21 protein-coding genes and 1 pseudogene are annotated in these 23,255 nt (G+C 42.3%); 12 read left to right on the forward strand and 10 right to left on the reverse strand.

Features of this window, described 5'->3' with window-relative positions; genetic code table 11:
* Window positions 1–148: 148 nt before the first annotated feature.
* Entirely contained in the window at window positions 149–355 is a 207-nt protein-coding gene (locus tag GJB62_RS00805) for a hypothetical protein (protein ID WP_147262429.1), read from the reverse strand.
* A gap of 92 nt (window positions 356–447) precedes the next feature.
* Here GJB62_RS00805 and ligA point away from each other — a divergent pair, with 92 nt between their 5' ends.
* From ligA to GJB62_RS00820, 3 genes are all read left to right on the forward strand, one after another.
* A complete protein-coding gene (gene ligA, locus GJB62_RS00810) occupies window positions 448–2,484 on the forward strand; it encodes an NAD-dependent DNA ligase LigA (RefSeq protein ID WP_114080167.1) in 2,037 nt (678 codons plus the stop codon).
* 496 nt (window positions 2,485–2,980) lie between these two features.
* Window positions 2,981–3,946 carry a TauD/TfdA family dioxygenase gene (locus GJB62_RS00815; protein ID WP_114080166.1) on the forward strand — a complete coding sequence of 322 codons (966 nt, stop codon included), beginning with the start codon at window positions 2,981–2,983 and terminating at the stop codon, window positions 3,944–3,946.
* A gap of 412 nt (window positions 3,947–4,358) precedes the next feature.
* Window positions 4,359–4,589: a DUF6737 family protein gene (locus tag GJB62_RS00820; protein ID WP_012407001.1), complete on the forward strand. Its 231-nt coding sequence runs from the start codon at window positions 4,359–4,361 to the stop codon at window positions 4,587–4,589.
* A gap of 9 nt (window positions 4,590–4,598) precedes the next feature.
* Here GJB62_RS00820 and GJB62_RS00825 read toward each other — a convergent pair whose 3' ends face one another.
* Window positions 4,599–4,952: a hypothetical protein gene (locus GJB62_RS00825; RefSeq protein ID WP_114080165.1), complete on the reverse strand. Its 354-nt coding sequence runs from the start codon at window positions 4,950–4,952 to the stop codon at window positions 4,599–4,601.
* Window positions 4,953–5,683: 731 nt separating this feature from the next.
* Between GJB62_RS00825 and GJB62_RS00830 the strand changes: the two genes are divergently transcribed.
* The gene (locus GJB62_RS00830) at window positions 5,684–6,904 is read left to right on the forward strand and encodes a sensor domain-containing diguanylate cyclase (RefSeq protein WP_114080164.1); all 1,221 of its coding nucleotides are present in this window, start codon (window positions 5,684–5,686) and stop codon (window positions 6,902–6,904) included.
* A 198-nt stretch (window positions 6,905–7,102) separates the two neighbouring features.
* On the opposite strand, the pseudogene GJB62_RS00835 reads toward GJB62_RS00830, so the two are convergent.
* Window positions 7,103–7,375, reverse strand: a pseudogene (locus tag GJB62_RS00835) (serine/threonine protein kinase); the annotation flags it as partial.
* Between the two features lie 266 nt (window positions 7,376–7,641).
* On the opposite strand from GJB62_RS00835, the gene GJB62_RS00840 reads away from it, so the two are divergent.
* Window positions 7,642–8,829, forward strand: coding sequence for a glycosyltransferase (locus GJB62_RS00840; protein WP_181852781.1), 1,188 nt, complete (start codon window positions 7,642–7,644; stop codon window positions 8,827–8,829).
* A gap of 241 nt (window positions 8,830–9,070) precedes the next feature.
* A complete protein-coding gene (locus GJB62_RS00845) occupies window positions 9,071–9,529 on the forward strand; it encodes a DUF3592 domain-containing protein (protein WP_114080161.1) in 459 nt (152 codons plus the stop codon).
* A 116-nt stretch (window positions 9,530–9,645) separates the two neighbouring features.
* Here the strand turns inward: GJB62_RS00845 and GJB62_RS00850 are convergent, their stop codons facing one another.
* Entirely contained in the window at window positions 9,646–10,812 is a 1,167-nt protein-coding gene (locus GJB62_RS00850; protein WP_114080160.1) for a pyridoxal phosphate-dependent aminotransferase, read from the reverse strand.
* 202 nt (window positions 10,813–11,014) lie between these two features.
* Between GJB62_RS00850 and GJB62_RS00855 the strand changes: the two genes are divergently transcribed.
* Window positions 11,015–11,683 carry a ribonuclease gene (locus GJB62_RS00855; protein WP_114080159.1) on the forward strand — a complete coding sequence of 223 codons (669 nt, stop codon included), beginning with the start codon at window positions 11,015–11,017 and terminating at the stop codon, window positions 11,681–11,683.
* 83 nt (window positions 11,684–11,766) lie between these two features.
* Here the strand turns inward: GJB62_RS00855 and GJB62_RS00860 are convergent, their stop codons facing one another.
* From GJB62_RS00860 to GJB62_RS00870, 3 genes are all read right to left on the reverse strand, one after another.
* Window positions 11,767–12,849: a class I fructose-bisphosphate aldolase gene (locus GJB62_RS00860; RefSeq protein ID WP_114080158.1), complete on the reverse strand. Its 1,083-nt coding sequence runs from the start codon at window positions 12,847–12,849 to the stop codon at window positions 11,767–11,769.
* A gap of 147 nt (window positions 12,850–12,996) precedes the next feature.
* Window positions 12,997–13,311 carry a DUF1622 domain-containing protein gene (locus tag GJB62_RS00865; protein ID WP_114080157.1) on the reverse strand — a complete coding sequence of 105 codons (315 nt, stop codon included), beginning with the start codon at window positions 13,309–13,311 and terminating at the stop codon, window positions 12,997–12,999.
* On the reverse strand, window positions 13,298–13,663 hold the full coding sequence (locus GJB62_RS00870; RefSeq protein ID WP_114080156.1) for a DUF1622 domain-containing protein: 366 nt from the start codon (window positions 13,661–13,663) through the stop codon (window positions 13,298–13,300). The genes GJB62_RS00865 and GJB62_RS00870 overlap by 14 nt, the downstream gene beginning before the upstream one ends.
* A gap of 202 nt (window positions 13,664–13,865) precedes the next feature.
* On the opposite strand from GJB62_RS00870, the gene GJB62_RS00875 reads away from it, so the two are divergent.
* The 5 genes from GJB62_RS00875 to GJB62_RS00895 all read left to right on the forward strand — a co-directional run bounded on the left by GJB62_RS00875 (window position 13,866) and on the right by GJB62_RS00895 (window position 17,749).
* Window positions 13,866–14,183 carry a hypothetical protein gene (locus tag GJB62_RS00875; protein ID WP_114080155.1) on the forward strand — a complete coding sequence of 106 codons (318 nt, stop codon included), beginning with the start codon at window positions 13,866–13,868 and terminating at the stop codon, window positions 14,181–14,183.
* Window positions 14,184–14,666: 483 nt separating this feature from the next.
* The gene (locus GJB62_RS00880; protein ID WP_114080154.1) at window positions 14,667–15,665 is read left to right on the forward strand and encodes a M48 family metallopeptidase; all 999 of its coding nucleotides are present in this window, start codon (window positions 14,667–14,669) and stop codon (window positions 15,663–15,665) included.
* Between the two features lie 409 nt (window positions 15,666–16,074).
* Window positions 16,075–16,665: a thioredoxin family protein gene (locus GJB62_RS00885; RefSeq protein ID WP_114080153.1), complete on the forward strand. Its 591-nt coding sequence runs from the start codon at window positions 16,075–16,077 to the stop codon at window positions 16,663–16,665.
* Window positions 16,666–17,121: 456 nt separating this feature from the next.
* Window positions 17,122–17,442 carry a 2Fe-2S iron-sulfur cluster-binding protein gene (locus GJB62_RS00890; protein WP_114080152.1) on the forward strand — a complete coding sequence of 107 codons (321 nt, stop codon included), beginning with the start codon at window positions 17,122–17,124 and terminating at the stop codon, window positions 17,440–17,442.
* Between the two features lie 127 nt (window positions 17,443–17,569).
* Window positions 17,570–17,749: a hypothetical protein gene (locus GJB62_RS00895; protein WP_114080151.1), complete on the forward strand. Its 180-nt coding sequence runs from the start codon at window positions 17,570–17,572 to the stop codon at window positions 17,747–17,749.
* 97 nt (window positions 17,750–17,846) lie between these two features.
* Here the strand turns inward: GJB62_RS00895 and GJB62_RS00900 are convergent, their stop codons facing one another.
* The 3 genes from GJB62_RS00900 to GJB62_RS00910 all read right to left on the reverse strand — a co-directional run bounded on the left by GJB62_RS00900 (window position 17,847) and on the right by GJB62_RS00910 (window position 23,254).
* On the reverse strand, window positions 17,847–19,820 hold the full coding sequence (locus GJB62_RS00900) for a response regulator (protein WP_114080150.1): 1,974 nt from the start codon (window positions 19,818–19,820) through the stop codon (window positions 17,847–17,849).
* A complete protein-coding gene (locus GJB62_RS00905) occupies window positions 19,813–22,032 on the reverse strand; it encodes an ATP-binding protein (protein WP_114080149.1) in 2,220 nt (739 codons plus the stop codon). The genes GJB62_RS00900 and GJB62_RS00905 overlap by 8 nt, the downstream gene beginning before the upstream one ends.
* 211 nt (window positions 22,033–22,243) lie before the next feature.
* Window positions 22,244–23,254 carry a SpoIIE family protein phosphatase gene (locus tag GJB62_RS00910; RefSeq protein WP_114080148.1) on the reverse strand — a complete coding sequence of 337 codons (1,011 nt, stop codon included), beginning with the start codon at window positions 23,252–23,254 and terminating at the stop codon, window positions 22,244–22,246.
* Window position 23,255: the final 1 nt, after the last annotated feature.

A 23,255-nucleotide genomic window follows, 5' to 3' on the forward strand; every position in this document is an offset into this window, starting at 1 on the left:
CGCCCAGAAGAACATGAAATCAAATAAGCTTAGTACAAAATACATTTATATTGACTTTAAAAACATCTTATTCCTCAGCCAATAAGAATGGGTTATATAGTTATTGAACCATATTTTTGAGATGGTAACGATCAAGATCGCACCCCTCTCAATACGGTTCGAATAAGGTTTTTTGATGAAAGTTATAGATTGCAAAGACGCGATAAATCGCCGTCTCTTCCCTTAACCGAACCGTATTGGCATCACTAGTAATGAAAGTTGCCGAAAGATATCTGGTACTTCCTTGCCCTAGTTGTAGCGATCGCCTACCAAGACATCCAATTTGGGTAGAATATAATATGAAAGATTTATTCATGAAAGCCTTGATTTCACGGGTTAGTCGCGGCTATCCAAACAATAGGCTTCATTATCTTTAATTTTATTCCTAGATATTTTGTAATTATTCTAATGACACAGATTAAGCCGGAAGTAAAGCGCACAGAAGAATTGCGCCAGTTATTGCAACAAGCCAGCTATGCTTATTACGTCCTAGATACTCCAATTATGGAGGATGCAGTCTATGACCAGCTATATCGAGAATTACAACAACTAGAAATTCAATATCCAGAGTTGACAGCACCCGATAGCCCGACTCAGCGCGTGGGTGAGAGACCAGCAACGCAGTTTACTTCGGTGCGGCATAATATCCCCCTGTACAGTCTGGAAAATGCGTTTAATATTCATGAGTTGCAAGGGTGGGATCAGCGTTGGCGGCGACAAGTACCGAAAATAGATTCAGTGGAATATGTCACTGAACTGAAAATTGATGGTTCTGCTTTGGCTCTTACCTACCAAGATGGCATTCTAGTTAGGGGGACAACTAGGGGTGATGGCGTGACAGGTGAAGATATCACCCAAAATGTACGGACAATTCGCTCAATTCCCTTGCGTTTAAATTTTGAAGGGTTAGAAATTCTAGAAAGGGTGGAAGTGCGAGGCGAAGCGTTTTTGCCGTTGGAAGTATTTAAACAAATCAATGAGGAAAGGCAAAAAGCAGGGGAGCAATTATTTGCCAATCCCCGGAATGCCGCAGCAGGTACACTCAGGCAATTAGACTCGCGCATTGTCGCTAAACGGCGGTTAGCTTTCTTTGGCTATACTCTGCACATTCCTGGTAGAGATGACACCAGTATTGCCAATACCCAATGGGAAGCGTTGGAGTTGTTAGAAAAGATGGGTTTTCAAGTGAACCCAAACCATAAATTATGTGCCTCGATCGCAGAAGTCGCAAAATATTATGAATATTGGGATACGGAACGCTTGAATTTACCCTATATGACTGATGGGGTGGTAGTAAAGCTAAATTCTTTTAAACTTCAGGAACAGCTAGGGTTTACCCAGAAATTTCCTCGCTGGGCGATCGCGTTAAAGTACCCCGCCGAAGAAGCACCCACCCGTGTGGAAAATATTGCTGTAAATGTCGGACGAACTGGGGCGTTAACGCCGTTAGCTGAGATGCGCCCTGTACAACTGGCGGGGACAACAGTTTCTCGCGCGACTTTACACAATAGCGATCGCATTGCTCAATTAGATATCCGCATTGGGGATACTGTTATTGTCCGCAAAGCTGGAGAAATCATTCCAGAAGTCGTGAGGGTACTCAAAGAACTCCGTCCTGCTGACACTGAACCCTTTGTTATGCCCACCCATTGCCCTGTCTGCGATCAAGCAGTGGTGCGAGAATCAGGTGAGGCGGTGACTCGGTGCGTCAATGCTTCCTGTGCAGCGATTCTCAAAGGTTCCATTGAACATTGGGTAAGTCGTGATGCGTTGGATATTAAAGGTTTAGGTGAAAAGCTGGTGCATCAACTCGTTGATAAAGTTTTAGTGCATTCCGTTGCCGATTTATATGAGTTGACAGCAGAGAAGTTATGTGCATTAGAAAGGATGGGGCAAAAGTCAGCAGAGAAATTGATTGATGCGATCGCTCAATCAAAAAATCAACCTTGGTCAAGGGTATTGTATGGTTTAGGTATTCGTCACGTTGGCAGTGTGAATGCCCAATTGTTGACTCAAAAATATTTCACCGTAGAACAGTTAGCGACAGCAAAGCAATCGGATATTGAAGGAATTTACGGTATTGGTGCTGAAATTGCCCAATCTGTGTACCAGTGGTTTCGGATTGATGCCAACCAAAGATTGATAGAACGCTTACAAGCAGAAGGATTGCAATTAACTGCGCCAGAAGAAACAAAAACACTTGGTGATGGTAATCAAATCTTCGCAGGTAAAACTTTTGTAGTTACAGGCACATTGCCAACCCTAAAGCGAGACGAGGCAAAGGCTTTGATTCAAAAAGCTGGTGGAAAAGTGACTGATTCGGTGAGTAAAAAAACAGATTATTTGGTAGTAGGAGAAGATGCAGGTTCTAAATTAGAAAAAGCGCTCTCTTTGGGAATTACACAGTTAAGCGAAGTGCAGTTGTTGGAAATGCTTAACGATTGACATCCTCACCGCCGTGCTGGAAACACGGGGTTTTAAACCCATTTTTCTGATAATTCGTAATTAAAAAAACGGGATAGAGTATAAAGACTTCTACAGCTTAAACTTTCTTAAGCTGTAGAAGTCTTTTAATTTGCATCCCCCAAAAAATAAATCTCTTGTGGGGTGGACATCTTGTCCGCCCTAGTTGTGCCAATTAAATGCACGACATAATTACGTTTGGATCAAGACTTGATCCTCCCTAAGCTTCCTTAAAAAGAGGGGAATTAGAGCAGACTAAGTTGCCCAAATTCATCTGTAGCAAGCCCACAGGGTGCAAATAGTTAGGCAGTTTAAAATTCGATACTTTTATACTACTGCAAATCGATAGATTTAACGTATAATGTTTTTCAAATGCGATCGCTTCCTTTGGGATGTAGCCATTAAGTGCAAACAACATACCAAAGGAAACGGACGAGTGTGAACACCGCCCTATGAATCAAACTTATGGAGAATTCAGATGACTAACAAACACATTGAAGTCAAACAGGTAGCTGGTTTCATTGGTGCTGAAATCAGTGGCATAGACCTTTCACGTCCTTTGCACGATGATGCAGTTAAAGAAATTCGTCAAGCGCTATTGAAGTGGAAAGTCGTGTTCTTTCGCGGACAGAACATCGATCATGCTGCACAGGTTGCATTCACGGCTCGTTTTGGCGAAGTGACCTACGCACATCCCCACGAAGATGAGCCGGTAGAAGGTTTCTCAGAAATCTTGCCAATTGACCGCAGCCGCTACGAACGGCGTAATGGCCTACGACGTTCCAGCTACGAGAGTCGCTGGCATACCGATGTGACAGCAGTTGTCAACCCACCTGCGGCATCTATTTTGCGTGCAGTTAACGTTCCTAGTTTTGGTGGTGACACACAGTGGACTAATTTGGTCGCAGCCTACGAAGGTCTATCAGCACCCCTGCGGGCGCTTGCAGACGGATTGAAAGCCGAACATCGCTTCAATGCGCGTTTGAATCTGCCCAGCAATAGCAAGATCGCCCAGCGCATTGCTGCCAATCCACTGGTTTCAATTCACCCAGTAGTACGCGTTCATCCTGAAACAGGCGAACGAGCATTGTACGTGAATCCTGGTTTCACCTCACACATTCTTGACGTGTCACGACAAGAAAGCGACCTGCTGCTTGAGTTGTTCTTCAACCAAATTACCAAGCCTGCCTACACCACTCGCTTCCGATGGAACAACGGTGACATTGCCTTCTGGGATAACCGCGCCACCTCGCATTTAGCCCCACAGGATCTAGATCATCTGGAAGTTGAGCGCGTCCTCTATCGCACAACCATCACGGGTGATGTTCCAGTTGGGCCCGATGGTTTCCGATCGCAAGTGGTTGAGGGTGAAGCATTCAGTAGCGAGTTACCAACCATCTTGAAGAACAGAGCCGATAAGCTAGAAGCAGCAGTGCTTTCGTAAGTAGTTAAAAGCTTATATACAAGGCTTTACCCACCTACGCGGGTTCATAACCTGGATTTCTCACTTGTGAGAAATCCAAGGGGTGTGGCAGGATGGGGAAGAAGTCTTACCCCCCACACTCCCCACACTCCCCACACTCCCCACACTCCCCACACTCCTCTTCTCCCTCTGCCTAAACTATGCGTGAGAAATCCAGGATAACAAGGGGCACAAATCCCCTTGTTAATTTTTTCTAACTCTACAGAGGTGGACGATAACCAAAATTGATCTGGATTGTACTGTTATATTTCTGAAGAATATTACCAAAACCTTGATAATATTGATAGCGATTGCGTTCAACTCTGGAACCCTAGTAGATCGTTTACCCTAAAAATGGTCAAAGGTAAATTTGGAGTTTTATTAAATAAAACAAATGTCCGAAGAAAAGCCTATAAGTCCTTGGAACTACAAACCTTGGTGGTGTCAGCCCTGGTCTATAGTTCTCACAGGTGTAACAATCATTAGTGGTAGCTGGTTACTATTTAAAACTATCTGGCTAACCATTCTCGTCTCTATCCCTATAGTGATGTGGATGGGATTTTTTGTGTTGTTTTGGCCACAACTAATGATTCGCAGTGGGATTTTAGAGTCGTATAAAGACTAATTCTAGATTTCATAATTCTTGCTTTTGTGTAACAATCCACATCAAATCTAACCACAATTGAGGATAAGCCTTCTTAATCTGCGATTTGGGGTCATGCAACAGATTTGTCGCATTCAAGCAAACAACTTCAACTAGACCCAGAGATTCTGCCACTTCTATCAGTAAATTTTTTTCTGCGACTACAGCATCAATCAGTCTGTCAGGACAGTAAATTTTAATATGTTTGGCATGAGCGGTATACGCTCCTTCTAAGCTAGAATTTAGCACTTTTATATAGCAGTGGCGTAGTAATTCCCATGCTGTTGGGTGATATTGCTGCATAATAAAGGTAAATTGTTGGGTTACGTCTTCTTCAGTGATCATTACTCTCTCCATTATTATTGTGCTAAAAACTGCAATTTCATCTCTGCACAGTAGAGATGACGCAGCATTACTAATCTTGTGTGCATTTTTATCTGAGTAAAATTAGCAATTTTAGTTTGGGTAAAATTTATCCATCTGGCAGAATTTGTTGATAAGTTTTCTACGGTTTATGTTACTTTCCTATCAAGGATCAAAGCTGAAACCGATTACTAAAACCGTATCAATCGCTGCTTTATACCAAACTAATTGCTATAAAGCCAAGTTACTGAAAACAGAATTAAGCAGCCAGAATAACTTTTGTGCAAGTGGTAGATGAATCAAAGCAAAAATTTTGCCCACCACAAGAAAGCTAGTGATATTTAGGTTTTAGTTAAATCCACTACGGCTTTTTAAAACTCAAAGATTAAAGCCAATCAATCAGGATAGCCATCTACGCAGAGATCATCTGGACTGGACTGCAAAATTAAGCGATCGCACATTTTTATTTTTGCTGTCAGTCTGCTTAGTTGTCTGACGCTCCCTTTGGCAAACAACAATCTAACTCTCGGAATTTATCTGCATCCAAACAAACTATCAGTATCAAAAATATCCCGTTTTGATAGGAACTCTGGCAGTATGATAAGTTTTGATAATTTTTAGTTGACAATGATAATTTTCAACATGGCTTTGGGTAGAAGACCTTATAAGCATATAGATGCTCAGAGGATTTGCACGGTGAGAGTTAGGGTAATATGAACAACAGAGCAAACCAAAGGCATGAAGAACATCATGCAATACAATATTTCTGTATATTCAATCGAATGTTGATTTTCGTTGCAGAGATATTTATATCACGCAGCCTGGTTGCTGGAGAGTTAGCCCTGCGGTTGTTGCAAAAATTCCAGCGTATCAGACTTTCCTGGCTAAGGCTCGGACACTCATCTGTGAAAACACCAGTTGCTCCTCTATATAAAAATGAAGCAGAAAGGCTCAAAGCATTAACAGACTACAATATTCTGGACACTCTACCTGAACAAGCATTTGATGACCTAACTGCTATTGCTGCCTACGTTTGTAAGACTCCAATTGCTTTAATCAGCTTAGTGGATGCCGATCGCCAATGGTTTAAATCTAACATTGGATTAAAAGTTAGAGAAACGCCCAGAGAGTCGGCTTTTTGCTCCCATGCTATTCTGCAACCAGAGAATATATTAGTAGTTCCCAACGCCATCAAGGACGCTCGCTTTGCGAACAATCCTCTAGTTAAAAGTAATTCTAAAATTCGTTTTTACGCTGGTGTGCCACTAGTTACGCCTAATGGTTTTCCAATAGGGACGTTGTGTGTGATGGACACCGTTCCTCGTCAGCTAAGTTACCAGCAGTTGGATGCACTACGCCGCTTAACTCGGCAAGCGATCGCTCAGATGGAACTCATTCAGGAAATTCGCAACCGTAAACAATCAGAGATAGAAGGAAGGCAGTTATCGCTGACCGACGATCTAACAGGTTTGCATAACCGACGTGGCTTCTTCGTGATGGCTGAACAAGAGTTGAAAATTGCTCACCGCATGAGATTGTTGTGCTGGGTGATTTTCATTGATTTAGATGGGCTAAAACAGATTAACGACACCCTTGGTCATGATATGGGGGATGCCTTGATTGTTGATGCTGGTCAATTACTCAAGCAAAGTTTTCGGAACTCGGATATTGTTGCTCGCTTGGGTGGAGATGAATTCATTGTTTTCATCTCCAGCTACTTTAAAGATGCTGATAGCATCCAAGCGTATCTGCAAGTAAATATTGCCAACTTTAATCAAGAGCAAAACCGTAGCTATGAACTTTCGATGAGTATGGGAATAGAGCGTTACTCACCAGGAAGTAATATGTCACTAGAACAACTAATTGCCAGGTCTGACGAATTAATGTACGCTCATAAGCGTCTCAAGCGGCAATCTCTTCATCGACAAGAATAGGGGTGTTCTTTTATAACTTTTATTTCATTAGAGAAAAATACGCTGATTTCAAAGTTTATATATCAAAGTGCGATCGCATAAATTGAACGGAACTTTCCTGTTATACCTGCCCCTTCAGTAGTTGATTAGTCTTTTTTCGCTCCTCGTGAATTCATCTCAGAACTCCGTTAACGAGTCTTTTATACTCGTGAATCCATTTGTCAAGGCTTGAATACCAATAAATCCCACTGCATAGATATCGCTGCTCAATTGTAGAGTGCGATTAGCTTGTTCACTTGGCATATAACCATGAGTACCAATGGCTACGGTAAAAGTTGTTTGTCCTTGAGAATTAGGCATCTGAGTACTAATTTGTTTGACAGCCCCAAAGTCAATTAGTACTATCTTGTTATCTGATGCTCTCCGTCGAATATTAGCCGGCTTGATATCCCGGTGAATCACATTGTGCTGATGGACAAGTAGGGGCGCAAGGTCTTTGACCCTGCATTAAATTCACCCTTTCTCCCGGATTGAATCACTCACTGATTTTGTTAATCTTGATTTTTGCACAAAATCTAAGTAGGGAATGGGTAATGGGGAAGATGAGGGGAAACAGGGGACAAGGTGACAAGGTGATTTGAGTGAGAATCTTGCAACAAGTCTTTCCCATTGTTCCCTTCTCCTTTTGGCAATTCCCAATTCCCAATTCTCCATTCCCAATTCCCAATTCCCAATTCCCAATTCCCAATTTTTAACTTATGAGTTTGAGTCTGTGCATGATTGTGAAAAACGAAGCCGCAACACTGCCTAAATGCCTGAACAGTGTCAGAAAACTGGTGGATGAAATGGTAGTTTTGGATACAGGCTCAATCGATCGCACTCCCAATATTGCCCAACAACTCGGTGCAAAAGTTCATCATTTTAAATGGTGTAATGACTTCAGTGCTGCCCGTAATGCAGCTTTAAAATATGTCACTGGTGACTGGATTTTGGTCTTAGATGCTGATGAAACTTTGACTCCAGGCATTGTACCGCAGTTGCGAGAGGCGATCGCCAGAGATGAATACCTGCTCATTAACCTCGTTCGTCAGGAAGTAGGTGCTGAACAATCTCCCTATTCTTTGGTTTCTAGGCTGTTCCGCAATCATCCAGATATTCGTTTTGACCGTCCTTACCATGCCTTAGTGGATGATAGCGTGTCAGCAATTGTAAATAAAGAACCTCATTGGCAAATAGGTTATTTACCTGGGGTCGCACTTGTACACACAGGATATCAAAAAAGTGCGATCGCTCAAAATAACAAATATGCCAAAGCAGCTACGGCGATGGAAGGGTTTCTTGCTACTCATCCCGATGATCCTTATGTTTGCAGTAAATTAGGGGCATTGTATGTGGAAACGGGGAAAACTACCCAAGGTATGGAGTTGCTCAGACATGGAATCAGCGTTGCTGAAGAAAATTACGATATTTTATATGAACTCCACTATCATTTAGGCATTGCTTACAGTCGCTTGCAAAAATCACCACAGGCGATTTCTCACTATAAAGCTGCTATCAAATTGCCAATTTATCCCATGCTCAAATTAGGAGCATACAACAACTTGGGTAACTTACTCAAAGCAGCAGGAGATTTCAACGGTGCGAAAACAGCTTACGCCACAACTTTGAAAATTGACCCTAATTTTGTTTTTGGACATTATAATTTGGCGATGACATTTAAAGCTTTGGGTTTATTTACAGATGCGATCGTATATTATCAACATGCAATCACCTTAAATCCCAACTATGCCGAAGCGTATCAAAATTTAGGGGTAGTGTTGCTCAAAGTTGGCAATCATCAAGAGAGTTTAACAGCTTTTAGAAAAGCGATCGCCCTTCATGAAAGATATAATCCCGAAGAGGCGAAGAGACTACGCCAGGGGTTGCAAGAGATGGGGTTGATGTAGAGGTGAGGGGGCAGGGAGTATGGGGAAAATCGCTGAGAAAAAGCTGTTCTAAAATTAGTGTCAACATTATTTGTAACAGATGACTTCACTTCACCTCTGTTATCAAATTTTATTGTCACTGTGGCATGATAACCTTAAGATTTGCCTCCCCTACTTCTCCCCGATTATTACCTAATCTAGAAAATATCAACCTAAAATTTCCAATCTAAACTTTTAGCTATAATAAACCTTGCAATATTTTATGAATGAAGATACAAAGTTCTTTCGTATATTTGGTTCAATATTCGGCGGTGTTGGCAGCATAATTGCCGTTACGGGCATTATGATTGCATTGAATACTCGTTCCTTTGTTACCTCAGCAATACCAGCACAAGGGACAATAATTGATTTGGTGCAACGTTCATCAACTGATAAAAAAGGTCGTTCTTCTTATGCCTACTATCCAGTAATAAAATTTACTGCTCGTTCTGGGGAAACAACGGTTTTTGAATCAAATTCAGGTAGCAATCCACCAGAATTTGCTAAAGGTCAGCAGGTAGAAATATTATACAGTCCTGAAAAGCCAAATTCTGCCATGATAAAATCTTGGCTAAGTTTATGGTTTTTACCTGTTATGTTAACTGGTTTAGGATCAATTTTTGCCTTGGTTGGAGGAGTTGTACTCATCAAGTCCTTTCCGCGTTTGATAAGTTCTAAGTAAAAGTATTTTGGGAACTAATTTGAGGCTTGAAAAGAAACTCCACCAGTTCTGATTTGAAAAGGTGGAGTAACAAATTGAAGAGTTAATAAGTTCTCCTCACAAATGATAAATGACAACTAAATACGTGACTTGACAAATTTCTCTAATCTATCCATTCCCTTTTCAATAGTTGCCATATCTGTGGCGTAGGAAAGGCGAATGTTGTCATCAGCGCCAAAAGCAATTCCAGGAATGACTGCAACTTGATGTTTTTCCAACAAAGCGTCACAAAATTCTAGGGATTTTAGACCGGTTTTGCTGATATCAGGGAACAGATAAAACGCGCCATCTGGTTTTGCGGTACTCAATCCGGGAATGGCGTTGAGTCTGTCTAGCATTACCTGTCGGCGTTTGGCGAAGGCTTGGCGCATTTCTTCGACACAATCTTGAGAACTTTGTAGCGCTGCGATCGCACCATATTGAGCAAAGGTACACACGTTAGATGTACTATGCCCTTGGATGGTACTTGCTGCTTTAATAATTTCCACCGGCCCCGCTAAATAGCCGAGTCTCCAACCAGTCATAGAATAAGCTTTCGCAAACCCATTACTGATCAAAGTGCGGTCAAAAATTTCCTTCCCAAGAGAACCGATGCTGATATGTTCTGCACCGTCGTAGAGAATCTTTTCGTAAATCTCATCAGAGACGACAAAGATATCTGCATCAACTACTACCTGCGCCAGTGCTTTGATTTCGTCTGGCGTGTAAACCATCCCTGTGGGATTAGATGGAGAGTTGAGGATAAATAACTTGGTCTTGGGGGTGATTGCTTTACGGAGTTGTTCGGGAGTAATTTTATAACCCGTTGTGGCATCTGTGGGTACAATTACCGGAACTCCACCGACTAAAGTCACCATTTCGGGATAACTTAGCCAGTAGGGTGCAGGGATAATTACCTCATCGCCTGGATCGATTAGCGCCACCATCAAGTTGTACAAAGAATGCTTACCGCCATTAGTGACGATGACATTCTCCGACTTGTAATCAAGACCGTTATCATTTTTGAGCTTATGGGCGATCGCTTCCCTTAACTTTGGTTCTCCGGCTGCTGCACCATACTTGGTTTTGCCTTCATCCAAAGCTTTAACTGCTGCGGCTTTAATATGCGCTGGGGTATCAAAATCTGGTTCTCCAGCGCTAAAACTACAAACATCTATTCCTTCTGCCTTCAGTGCCTTAGCCTTGGCTGCGATCGCTAAGGTCAATGAAGGTGTTACCTGACTTACTCTTGCTGCCAGCTTCATTCTTACTATTTTTTGGCAAATCTTTCACTTATCTAAGGATATCCCAGAATCATTACCGAGATTTGCTTTTTCTGAATTCGTTAGGCAATGGGGAATGGGAAATTAGGCTTTGGGCATTGGGAAATAATTTCTAAACCTTGATTATTGACTCTTAAGAATGTATCGTATATAACTTTATTTTTAGTGCAAACTAGCTATTTTTATGCAGATTAAGAAACTTTTAATTGCATCTTCTCTGCTAATTACTGGTATTTTTATACCTAATGCTGCCATTGCTCAAAATCGCGGTACTCCAGGGAAATTTGATTTTTATGTACTGACACTCTCCTGGTCGCCGGATTATTGTGCAAAAAATGGTACCCGTGACCCGCAGCAGTGTGGTTCTGGAAGGAAACTTGGTTTTGTATTACATGGTTTGTGGCCACAATACCAAACTGGTTATCCTGCTAATTGTTCCACGCAAAAACTACCGTCGGAAGTAAAGCAACGGTTTCCCAATTTGTATCCTAGTAATAAACTTTACGATCATGAATGGGAAAAACATGGTACTTGTTCGGGGAAAACTCCTGCGGAATACTTGGCATTGAGTAAAAATTTAAAAGATGCGATCGCTATTCCCGCAGCTTATAATCGTCCCAATAAACCTTTGCGTACCACAATTACAAATTTTAAAAATTCATTTGTGAGTACCAATAATAAAATTACGGCTGATGGTGTAGCACCTTTCTGTTCTGGTTCGGGAAGGTTTTTACAAGAAGTCTTCTTTTGTTATTCCAAAAACGGTGAACCTGGTATTTGTAGTGCGGAGATTTTGAAGCGATCGCGAAAAAGTTGTGGTCAACCAGATTTCTTAGTGAGAAATGTTAGATAGCAATGGGGGATTAGGTGACAGGTGACAGGTGACAGTGAATAATCTGTAACCTGTAACCTGTACCCTATTCCCTTTCCTAATCCCTAAGCGATCGTCACATCTGGCGATAAGTAAACATCTTGAATGGTATGAAATAACTTCACACCTTCCTCAAAGGGACGCTGGAAGGTCTTTCGCCCAGAAATTAATCCCGAACCACCGGCGCGTTTGTTGATTACGGCGGTGCGAATTGCTTCGGCAAAGTCATTTTTACCAGTCGCGCCACCAGAATTAATCAACCCTACGCGCCCAGAGTAGCAATTTAGTACTTGGTAACGAGTTAAATCAATTGGGTGATCGGTTGTCAATTCTGTATAAACGCGCTCATCTGTTTTGCCGTAACTCTTACCACTGGCTTTGGCAACTGCACCATAACCATTGTTATTTTCGGGTAACTTTTGTTTGATGATATCAGCTTCAATCGTTACACCCAAATGATTCGCCTGTCCGGTGAGGTCAGCCGCAAGGTGATAATCCTTATCTTGTTTAAAGGCGTTATTCCGCAGATAGCACCAGAGAATAGTCGCCATTCCTAATTCATGGGCGCGTTTAAAAGCTTTGCTGATTTCCTGAATCTGTCTGGTAGACTGGTCTGAACCAAAGTAGATTGTCGCACCTACCGCCGCCGCCCCTAGATTCCAAGCTTGTTCCACATCAGCAAACAATACCTGATCAAATTGATTGGGGAAAGTCAGCAATTCGTTGTGATTGATTTTGGCAATAAAAGGAATTTTGTGGGCATACTTGCGCGAAACTATACCTAATGTTCCCAAAGTGGTAGCAACAGCATTGCAACCTGCGGCGATCGCTAATTTGACAATATTTTCTGGGTCAAAGTAAATTGGATTGGGCGCAAAAGACGCACCAGCAGAATGTTCAATACCTTGGTCTACAGGTAAAATTGAGAGATAACCTGTGTTTGCCAGACGACCAGTAGAATAAAGTAGCTGGAGATTACGCAACACTTGAGGATTGCGATCGCTGTTGATCCAGATTCGATCTACAAAGTCTGGCCCCGGCAAGTGTAGTAAATCCTGAGAAACCTTTGCTTTGTAGGTAAGCAGGTCTTCAGCCTCTTTACCTAGCAATGACTCGATAGAACTAGACTCTTTGAGCGTTGTAGTCATAGTTTTTTCCTCAAAAATTGAGCAAATGACCTTTGCCTTTAAGATAGCATTTTTAATATTGCTAACCTGGTTATGCAGGCATTAACTATATGTAAAATCTTTCTGATCTGGCAGTCTTAAATTATTAGTAAAAACTTTTTTGACTCATTAAACGCGAGATTTTATTGTCAGAATTTGCATTTTCTCCCACACAAATAACTTCTTAAGAAAGATGCGGATTGATAGGATTAAGCTAAAGACTAAAATTTGCCTCCAAGTTCGCAGATTAATTGTCTTTAGCAGAGTTGCTGCAACCATAAAGTTTAAACTTGTTACCACCCCTTCTGCTACTATAAGTCTTGCCTGATAGACATTAAACCTGAAAACTAGAGAAAGGATGGCAGCGAAGACATAAGCAGCGATCGCTAAAGAACCTAAAAACTGGATAATTACTGCCCATACTGAGAAATTAAAAAGATTCATCCTTGATATCGTTCTTTTTATTCTTTGCTTGCTCAATTTCTTTTGCCAAAAAGAAATTCAGAATTGTTCGTAGCGCAATGATGGCAGCTAGTTTACCAATTTCGTCCCAAGTTGGAGCGATCGTACTACGTAAAATGTCAGCAGCCAATGCAAACTCAAGGGAAAGAGCCAGCCACATACCCAGCGATAGCCGAATTTCCTCTTTAGCCTCATTTAACTTTCTACGGCGGCTGAAGAAAAAAACCAGGACCTTGGCTACGGCTTCCAAGACGGCTATACCAATGATAATGCCAGTAAAGATATCAACTGCTGTAGCAAGTACAGTCGTCAAATTCGTGACGAAAGCTTCCATATAGTTTATTTCATAGGTTCAACCAGGCAAACACCCACGCGCAAAGCATTGGCGATACTTGTCAGTGCAAAGTTAACTGATCCCTACCATCTACTAGCTGCTCAATCATGCTATCTTCGTATCCTATCTACGATTGACAGCAAAATCAAACTTATCTTTTCCTCATTGTGGTAATAATCGTTAAAAGAACAAATACAATTCTATGAGTAAGTTTCAAATCGATATCGACTTCAGCAATATAGATTTAGCTTCCCTTGAGACAGAAGAAGATTTTCAAAGAGAGGCAAAAACATTACTACCAAAGGTACTTGTCAAACTAGGTGAAAGTGTGGGTGAAAAGACTTGGGAAGAATTACAGCAAAAGCTGCAAGGAACTGGAGGTAAACTCAAATCTTCTCCAAGCGAGAAACGTAAGTTTATTCAAGAAACAGGAAGAACCTATCAACGAAATGCCAGTAACAGAGAAAAACAAGAACTAGAAGATTATATAGTAGAGCAATTACGCCAATACAAACTGTAAATATAGGATTACTATTTGATTTTTGAACGAAATTAGGTATTGTAGAATGTGTTAGAACGGAGTTCGTAACGCACTATTATCACGGCTTTGATGCGTTACGCTGTCGCTAACACATCCTACGTATATTTTCAGAAATTAAATTGGATTCCTATATCAACCTAAGTAAGTGAGCGTAAATAATTGTCGTTGGGATAAGGCAACAGGCAATAGGCATAAGGATTTTAGCCTAGTTCATTTATCTTTACATAGTTTGGTTTTATTGTGCCAACTTACTTAACTTGTATGTCTGAGTTACAGCGATGTCTATGATGGGCTATGCCTACGCAGCTTCACTGACATGGCTACCGTCGCTTACACCAACAGACCGAAGTCCGTTTGAGCAGACTTCGGTCTGTAGTACTTTTGTAAACCTTTGATTTACATAAAATATATTTTGCATTATTGTATAAAAATAATCCTTGTATTACAGAGGTATCAACAATAATGCTGAACTGGGATAGAAGACTTCTAACTACTAGTTCTTTGTGCCTACTTTTGTTCAGTGCAATACTGCCAGTCCAGGCTAAACCAGTCCAACCAAAGAAAGCAGCACCCACAGCTACAACAATTTACCAGCAAGCTAAAAAAGAATTACCTGAAGATTTTTATACCCTCTATCGCGTCATAGATAGAGTAGCACGTGCCAACGAATTAGATAATCGTCCTTGGCGGGTTGTGGCTGTTCCCAAGTATGATGTCAATGCCTATGCAAGTGACGTTAATTTGGTTGCTATTTACGATGGCATACTTGACCAGTTAGCTGGTGATTCTTCAGCATTAGCTTGTGTAGTTGCTCATGAAATGGGACATCACACCAAGCGTCACATTGCTGTTGGTGAAGCTAAAAAAACTGAGTTGATTGCCAAAATTCAAGAAGAAGCAACCAAAGAAGTACTGGGAGAAAGAGAAGCTGCAAACCAAGAGTCAACAGCTGCTAACGTTGGCGGTGCCGTTGTGAATCGTGTAGTTGGAGGAACTTTTGGTGGTTTGCTGGGTTCAGTTCTTGGTAATCAAGGCGCTCAACGACAAGTAGAATCACAGCAACGCATTAATGAGATTGTCGAGAAAAAGAAAAAAGAGTTAGAACAGCGTTTAGCAGAACAAGAACGACAACAAGAGTTTGAAGCTGATGAAATTGGCTACATAGCTTCTGTGAAAGCAGGCTTTGAACCAGAAGGATGTTTAAGAGTAATGCAGGTTTTGGCTCAAACTCCTGGTTCTGAATTTGATACAACTCATCCAGCAGTACCCAAACGAATTGAGGCAATCAAAGCTTTAATTATTAAGTATCCACCCCAGACTTTGGCTAAAGAGGGTGAAGGGCGAATATCTAAGACAAAGCCTTTAACTTATAACATTTCTAAAGATAAGACCTCGTTACGGATTAACTCAGTTCGCGGTGGTTCCCAAGCAGATGATATAGAGCGTCGCTTTGGTAAATAAAAACACTAATACCAATTCTGTATGAGGATGCACAGAATATTAAACGAACCGCCAAGTACGCCTTCTCTACGAGACACTACGTGAACGCGAAGCGTCTCGAAGAGAAGAGCGCCAAGAATAGAGAGTTACTCATTTAGTGCAGCTTCACATTAAATTGGTATAAGTTATGAATGGCATAAATTTTAAGTAGGGTGTTCATCACTACATAACACGGTGCGTTAGGCGCGAGAGTCATATTTTTCGTAACAAACTATATCGAAATATGCGCCTAACAACCCTACAAGAATTTTATTTTTACTTTATGAATAGCCTCTAATACCCATTTTGAGTATCAAATTACGTATTAAAGAGCAGCTGGAGTCAGCTAGACTAAAGAAGAAATTGCTTAATAAGTTTTAATAATTTTGTTATGAGTACTGATTCACCTGTTAATTCTCCCGATAAGCCTGAATCTTCATTAGGGAAGCGTTTGAGAAACTTCTTAGTTGTAATGGTAGCGATCGCTCTTAGCGTTGCCCTCGTCTTAGGATTGCGAACTGAAACAACCTCAGCAACTCTAGCCAAGTTAAGCGATTCGTCCACACCATTAGAAGTAGCCGTCAGCAACGGCAAACCATCTCTAGTAGAGTTTTATGCTGATTGGTGTACTGTCTGTCAAAAAATGGCACCAGATATCACTCAACTAGAAACAGAGTATGCTGACAAGATGAATTTTGTCATGCTGAATGTGGATAATACCAAGTGGCTACCGGAAATGCTGAAATATCGCGTGGACGGGATTCCCCATTTTGTATTTTTGAGTCAGCAAGGGGAAACTATAGCTCAAGCGATCGGCGATCAACCCCGCACAATTATGGCTAGTAACTTAGAAGCTTTGGTTACTGGTTCGTCTCTTCCTTATGCTCAAGCTAGCGGGAAAGTTTCCAAATTTTCAGCCCCAGTAGCACCAACAGCTAGTCAAGATGACCCCCGCAGTCATGGCAGCCAGGTAGTAAATTAAAGTAATTCGTAATTCGTAATTACCTCCGGTTCGCCCATTTTTTAGGGAGTTAGGAAAAGTAGATAGTTAAAAGTATACCGAAAGCCATATTCCCTAAAAGACTAATAGTAAAGTTATTAGATAATTGACCTACTTAACTTTCAGGGTTTTATTCACCGGGATAGATGAGTTTACCTTGGGATAAGGAAAGCTGTATCAAAAGTTACTTTTAAGTAAGAAGTACAACTACTTTCGACTCTCTATCCTACGCGATCGCGCATATTATTTATAGTAAGCAAATTTAACTAATTTATTTGGGTATTGTATAGTAAATAATGTTACTAATCTATAACTTATTCAGAATTAGTTGCTATAATTGTTTCTCTTTAACCTAAACTTTTATAGTAACATCTGGATATTTTTAACTAATTCAGATAAACTAATACATTTGTCCGTTGCATCACGCTTCTTTTGTATATGCCCAAAACTTACACCGTAGAAATTGATCACCAAGGCAAAATTCATACCTTGCAAGTTCCTGAAAATGAAACGATCTTATCAGTTGCCGAGGCTGCTGGTTTGGAATTGCCGAGTTCTTGCAATGCAGGTGTTTGTACAACTTGCGCCGGTCAACTATCTGAGGGAACTGTAGATCAAACTGATGGTATGGGCGTTAGTCCAGATTTACAAAAGCAAGGTTACGTATTGCTTTGTGTTGCCAAACCCCTTTCTGATTTAAAACTTCAGACAGAAAAGGAAGATGTAGTTTATCAGTTACAATTTGGCAAAGGCAAATAATCAGCGAACAGTTATTCATAACTGAATAACTGTTCACTCAGATTACCAAATCTGATAAGTTACACAAGTATTTCATCGCCGATGAAGTCAGCTATTATAGAAATTACAAATTAACAGGATTTACAAAATGACAACTCATTTTATTACCGCAGAAATTGATTTACAAGAAACTCCCGCAGAGTTACTAGAAGTAATTGAAACAGAGTTAAAGAAACAAGGCGAACCTCTGCGTTGGGCAGTTACTTCTGTGGATGCTGACGAACAAAAAGCTATAGTTGAAGCCGTTGTCACAACAGTTAAGAGTTAGAGGATGTTTGAAAAGTCCTCTTGTCGGTAGCAAAAATTTGTGATCGCTCAAATTCATACTTCAATTATGCAACGCCGGAATTTTTCACCAATCGTTCCTATACCCCGACTAGAGTCAAAATAGCCTGCATCAGTACCTCTAACTCAATTGGTTTAGAAATATGCTGTTGAAATCCGGCTGCTAGTGCTAGTTGTTGATCGATCTCTCCTGCATAAGCGGTAAGGGCGATCGCTGGAATTTCTCCGCCTTGATCAGACGGCTGCTTTCTAATTTGACGAATTAGTGTGTAGCCATCCATATCGGGCATACCAATATCACTGATTAGCAAATCAAATTTTGCTTGCCCCAAAGTGCTTAGAGCATCATGTGCTGATTCAGCTTCAGTCACTTGCGCCCCATACTGTTCTAACAAGAAGGCGATGAATTCCCGTGAATCTCTGTCATCATCTACAAGCAGAGCTTGCAATCCATTCAGATTGAAGTCTGAGCAATTATGGAACGCAGTATCAGCTTGATTCAGTTTTTCCGCAGCGATTGGTGGAAACTTGATTGTAAACGTTGCTCCTTGACCGACTCCAGGGCTTGCTGCCTGAACGGTTCCGCCATGCAATTCAACTAAATGACGCACGATCGCTAACCCTAATCCCAATCCTCCAAATCTTCGGGTTGTTGTCCCATCGGCTTGGCGGAAGTAGTCAAAAACATAAGGCAGAAAGTCAGCAGAGATCCCCATACCAGTGTCGCTGACAGTGATTTGAGTGTATTCCGAAAGATGAGTTTCTAATTTATTCTCGATCCTTTCTAACCGCACCTCTACTCGACCACCCTGCGAGGTAAATTTAATCGCGTTGGAAAGGAGATTCCAAACAACCTGTTGCAGACGACCAGAATCACCCAACACTTGCCCAACGTTTGGTTCAAATACTGTTTCAATCTGAATAGATTTAGCTTCAGCAGCTAGCCGCACGGTTTCCAGAGCAGCTTTGATGGTTAAAGTTAGACCGACTGGAACTGTATGCAAACTCAACTTGCCTTGAAGAATACGCGACACATCGAGCAAATCTTCAATCAGTTGCGCTTGCAGTTTAGCATTACGCTCAATCGTTTCAAGCGCATACTGAGTTTTGGCTGCGTTCTGCTGGCTCGTTTGCAAAATTTTTGTCCATCCCAAAATCGGATTCAGGGGCGATCGCAATTCATGAGACAGTACTGCCAGAAACTCATCTTTAATTCGATTGGCTTGTTGCGCTTGTTCAGTTTGTTGCTGCAAAGAAATCATTAGCTGATTGAGGCGATCATTCTGCTCTTGCAGCAACGCTGATGCTCGCTTCCGTTCGGTGATATCGGACAGGATGAAAACGGCACCGATGAGAGTCCCATACCCATCAAATACTGGGTCAATGGTTTTGGCAAACCAGCGTTCTGTAGACTGAAATTCTAGAACTTGCCGTTGGTGAGTTTCTTTCGCCCGACGAAAGCAAGCGCCATCACCAATCCCCAATTCTGCGCCCATCAACTCATGGTGAACACAACCTAATATTTCGTGGGAGGGCTTGCAAAAAAGCTGCATCATCGCTAGATTACAGCGCAGAATTACACCTTCTTGGTCTACCAGACATACGCTGTCCTTGATAGAGTCAAAGGTAGTTTGCCACTCTCGTGATGAGGATAAAGCAGCTTCCTCCGCTCGTCGAATTCGCAGCAGCGATCGCACTGTCGCCAGCAGTTCAATGGGTTCAACAGGTTGCACCAGATAACCATCGGCACCACTGTCTAAGCCTTCTGCTTTATCCTGGCTTTGGACAAAACTTGCAGAAAGGTGTAGCACGGGAATAAAAGCAGTTTCGGGATTTGCCTTAATTTGGCGACAAACTTCAAAGCCGTTGATATCTGGTAATTTAACATCCAAAATCACCAGAGCAGGTTGATGTTCAGTAGCTGCCTTTAATCCTGCTACTCCCGTTGCCGCTTCCACGACGGTAAAGCCTGCATTTTGCAAAATCCGGGTGACGATGTAACGATTGGCTTCGTTATCGTCAACATGCAGGATGATAACCTGTGGCTCAGACATGACTTTGCCCACAAGGATCTAGAACAAGCCCAGCTTTGATCAGCGCATCTTGAAGTTGAGCGTTCGCCGTTGCTGGAGTTTTCCGCAGGAAAGGCGAGGCGTAGTCCATCGTTGCAGTTTGAGAGCCTGTCTCTTTGGAAAGAATGGCGATGCTTTTTTTTGCTAATTGGCTCTGAGTTTCTGCATCAAGCTGTGCCGATGAGTAGATGATCACAGGAATCGACTGAGTGACAGGATTGCTTTTAAGCTGCTTGAGTACATCAAACCCACTCAACTCTGGCATCTCCAAGTCAAGGATGATCGCAGTCGGTTGCTCGCGTTCTGCTAAATTTAATCCTTCCCATCCGTTCATGGCTTCTAAAATACTCAATTGTGTATTTATTAACAACTGCTTCACCAAATACCGATAGGCAGGGTCATCGTCAATTAACAAGATTTTTTGAGGCTTGTTCTGATTAATTAGCGTATTAAGTTTATTCAACAACTGCAATCTGTCTACCGGCTTAATTAAAAAACCGTTGGCTCCTAGGGCTAGTGCTTGCTTCTCGTTATCAATGATAGTGATAACTAGTACAGGTATGTTGCGGGTGGTTTCATCTCCTTTGATTTCTCGCAAGAACGTCCAGCCGTTTTGACCTTCTAGCATAATATCGAGCATAATCGCCGCCGGTTGAAGTTGTTGTAAGGCAAGCCTAGCTTGAGCTAAAGTGCGGGTCGCAATTAATTGATAGGCTGAATCCTGAAGGTGCTTTTCGTAAATAAATAGCGTTTCTCGATGATCTTCAACTGCCAGAATTGGCAGACGAGTTGGTTCAAGTGGTGCGATCGTCTCCCCTCGACCGTCGGACATCGGTTGCAGTAGGGTGGGAAATTCGGTTGCATAAGGGTAGACGATGGGAATCGATGCTGTAAATGTAGAACCTTCACCCAGCTTACTTGTAACTGAAATACTGCCGCCCAGTAGCTCCGTTAGCTTGTGCGATAACGGCAATCCTAACCCGGTTCCCTTCACCTGCTTTTGCAGAGAAGACTCAATTTGGACAAAATCCTCAAAAATGCGCTCTTGATCAGCGATCGGAATACCAATACCCGTATCAGACACAGAGAAGGTCACGGTATGACCCCTTTGCACAGCGGTTACACGCACTTCTCCCTGCTCGGTAAATTTGAGGGCATTGGAGATAAAGTTTCTTAGAATTTGCGCGACTTTGCCCTCATCGCTATATATTTGCCCAATGCCTTCAGGTTCCTCGATATTCAGCGCGACAGAGGAGCCTTGAACCAATAATGGGCGCAGCATTCCCCGCAGCGTGGCAAACAAATCACTAACTTCAAAGGAACTAGGACGCACTTCAATTTTTCCAGCTTCCACCTTTGCCAAATCCAGCAAGTCGTTGACCAGTTCTGATAATCCGCTCGCCGCCTTTTGGATGAATGTCACCTGCTTTTCTTGCTCGACGGTCAAATCACCATCCATCCGGGCCAGTAGCATCCGAGATAGGGAGAGAATCGAGTTAAGCGGTGTACGAAATTCATGGCTCATGTTTGAGAGAAAGCGGGTTTTTAGCTCGTTTGCCTTTTGTAAAGAGTCTGCTTTTTCATCCAATTCTGCATAGAGGGCAACCACACCGCGATTGGTATCTTCCAGTTCCCGGTTTAGCTGGGTCAGTTCTTCCTCGCGCTTGCGTAGCTCTGCCATTGCCCGCAGTAACTCCTGATTTTGTCGCTGAATCTCTTCATAGGGATTTTGGGGCGATCGCTCCATGACGCTTTCTCGAATCTGCTGCAATTGCAAATCGGTGAAATTAGGTGTGCGCTTCGACAATCTTTTGCTCATCACCACCGTTGTTCCCTGTCCTGGTAGCGATTCCATCTCAAAGAAATCCATCAGCTTTTGGCTACCGACAATGCCCAGTCCTATTCCGGTGTCAGAGGTGTAGCGTCCGGCTAAAACGTCTGCTAGATGAGGAATACCCTCACCCCGATCCTGAATCCGAATCAGAAACTCTTGAGGTTCTCCTGCCACAGAAAATTCAACCGTTCCACCTTTGGCATATTGAAAGGCGTTGCGGGCAATTTCTGAAACTGCCGTTGCCAATCGTGCCTGATCTTGAGTATCAAAGCCCAATTGCTCGGCAATCTCACGAGTTCGCTGCCGAGCTTGGACAACATCTTGTTCGTTCTGGATTTCGAGGATGAAAATAGTTGTCAAGTCGCTTCACTCCAATTCAAAATTGCATTTTCTTTTCGTATCTTTAATTACGAATTACGAATTACGAAGTATCTAGGCATAAATAAATTTATTGTTTGTAGTAAGGACTTTAGTCCTGATAATCCTTGCTCTGAGCGATAAATCGCTCACTACAAACTAAGAGTTTATTTTATATTTAATTATGTCTACCTACTGAATTACGAATTACGAATTACGAATTATTTCCCATTCCCTTAGCCACTAACACTGTCACATCGTCCCGGTCTCGGTTAAAGTCTCGGTATAAAACACCTGCAATCAGGCTGGGATGTTTTTGACTCAAGCCTGGATAGCGATCGAGCTGCCACTTAGTGTCTAATCCGTCAGAATGCATAATTAAAAGTCCGTTGGCATACCAGGGATAGCTAAACTCTTGAATTTTGCGGATTTCATGTCCCACTGTGCCGTTATTAGATATCAGATGGTGGCGTTCAGTAAATGAGAAAATGCTGGCAGCGATATTGCCAATGCCGGCAAAGCGGACAGACTGTTCTTCAAAGTCGATTTCAGCAATGGCGAGTGCTGCTCCTCGCGTACTTCGCAAGGCGGCGTGGGCAGCTTCGACGATCGCAGCAGGAGAGCGATCGTGTTCTTGAAAAATTCTGACGGCTTTTGAGGAAGCAGTAGCCGCCGCAGGCCCATGCCCTAAGCCATCGGCTACTAGCAACAGGCTGCGGCAACGATCGACTTGATATGCCCAGGCATCTCCTGAAATGTCCTCGCCTCGTTTGGGCAAACAGATCGTCCCAATTTCTAAGGTCTTTTCCGGCAGATGGGGTGTCGAGTCTGACCAGAGGTGGACGAGAAGCGCTGTCCCTTGGTTGCGAATGGAGTAAATTTCTAATAAACCAGAGAGGCGAGAAATTGCACCCAGTCCATTGCCCAAGGTTCCGCCTGTGGAAAAGCCATCTTGCAAACACTCATCCACATCAACCATTCCCCGTCCTTTATCTAGCGATAAGACTTCAATACCGATGGCTGAATCGTGTTCGAGCAATCTTAGCAATAAGACTCCACCCTGACCGTGCTGGATCAGATTGTTCGCAATCTCTGTCACCACAATGCCAACCTTGCCCCGTTGCGTTTCCTGAAAGCCGAGCTGAGTTGCCAATGCGATCGCTACCCGTCGCGCTTCCCCAGTCTGGCTAGATTCAGTAATTGTAATGGCGACAGATTCTCTCATT

Origin of the sequence: Nostoc sp. ATCC 53789, from assembly GCF_009873495.1 — a bacterium.
GTDB lineage: Bacteria > Cyanobacteriota > Cyanobacteriia > Cyanobacteriales > Nostocaceae > Nostoc > Nostoc muscorum_A.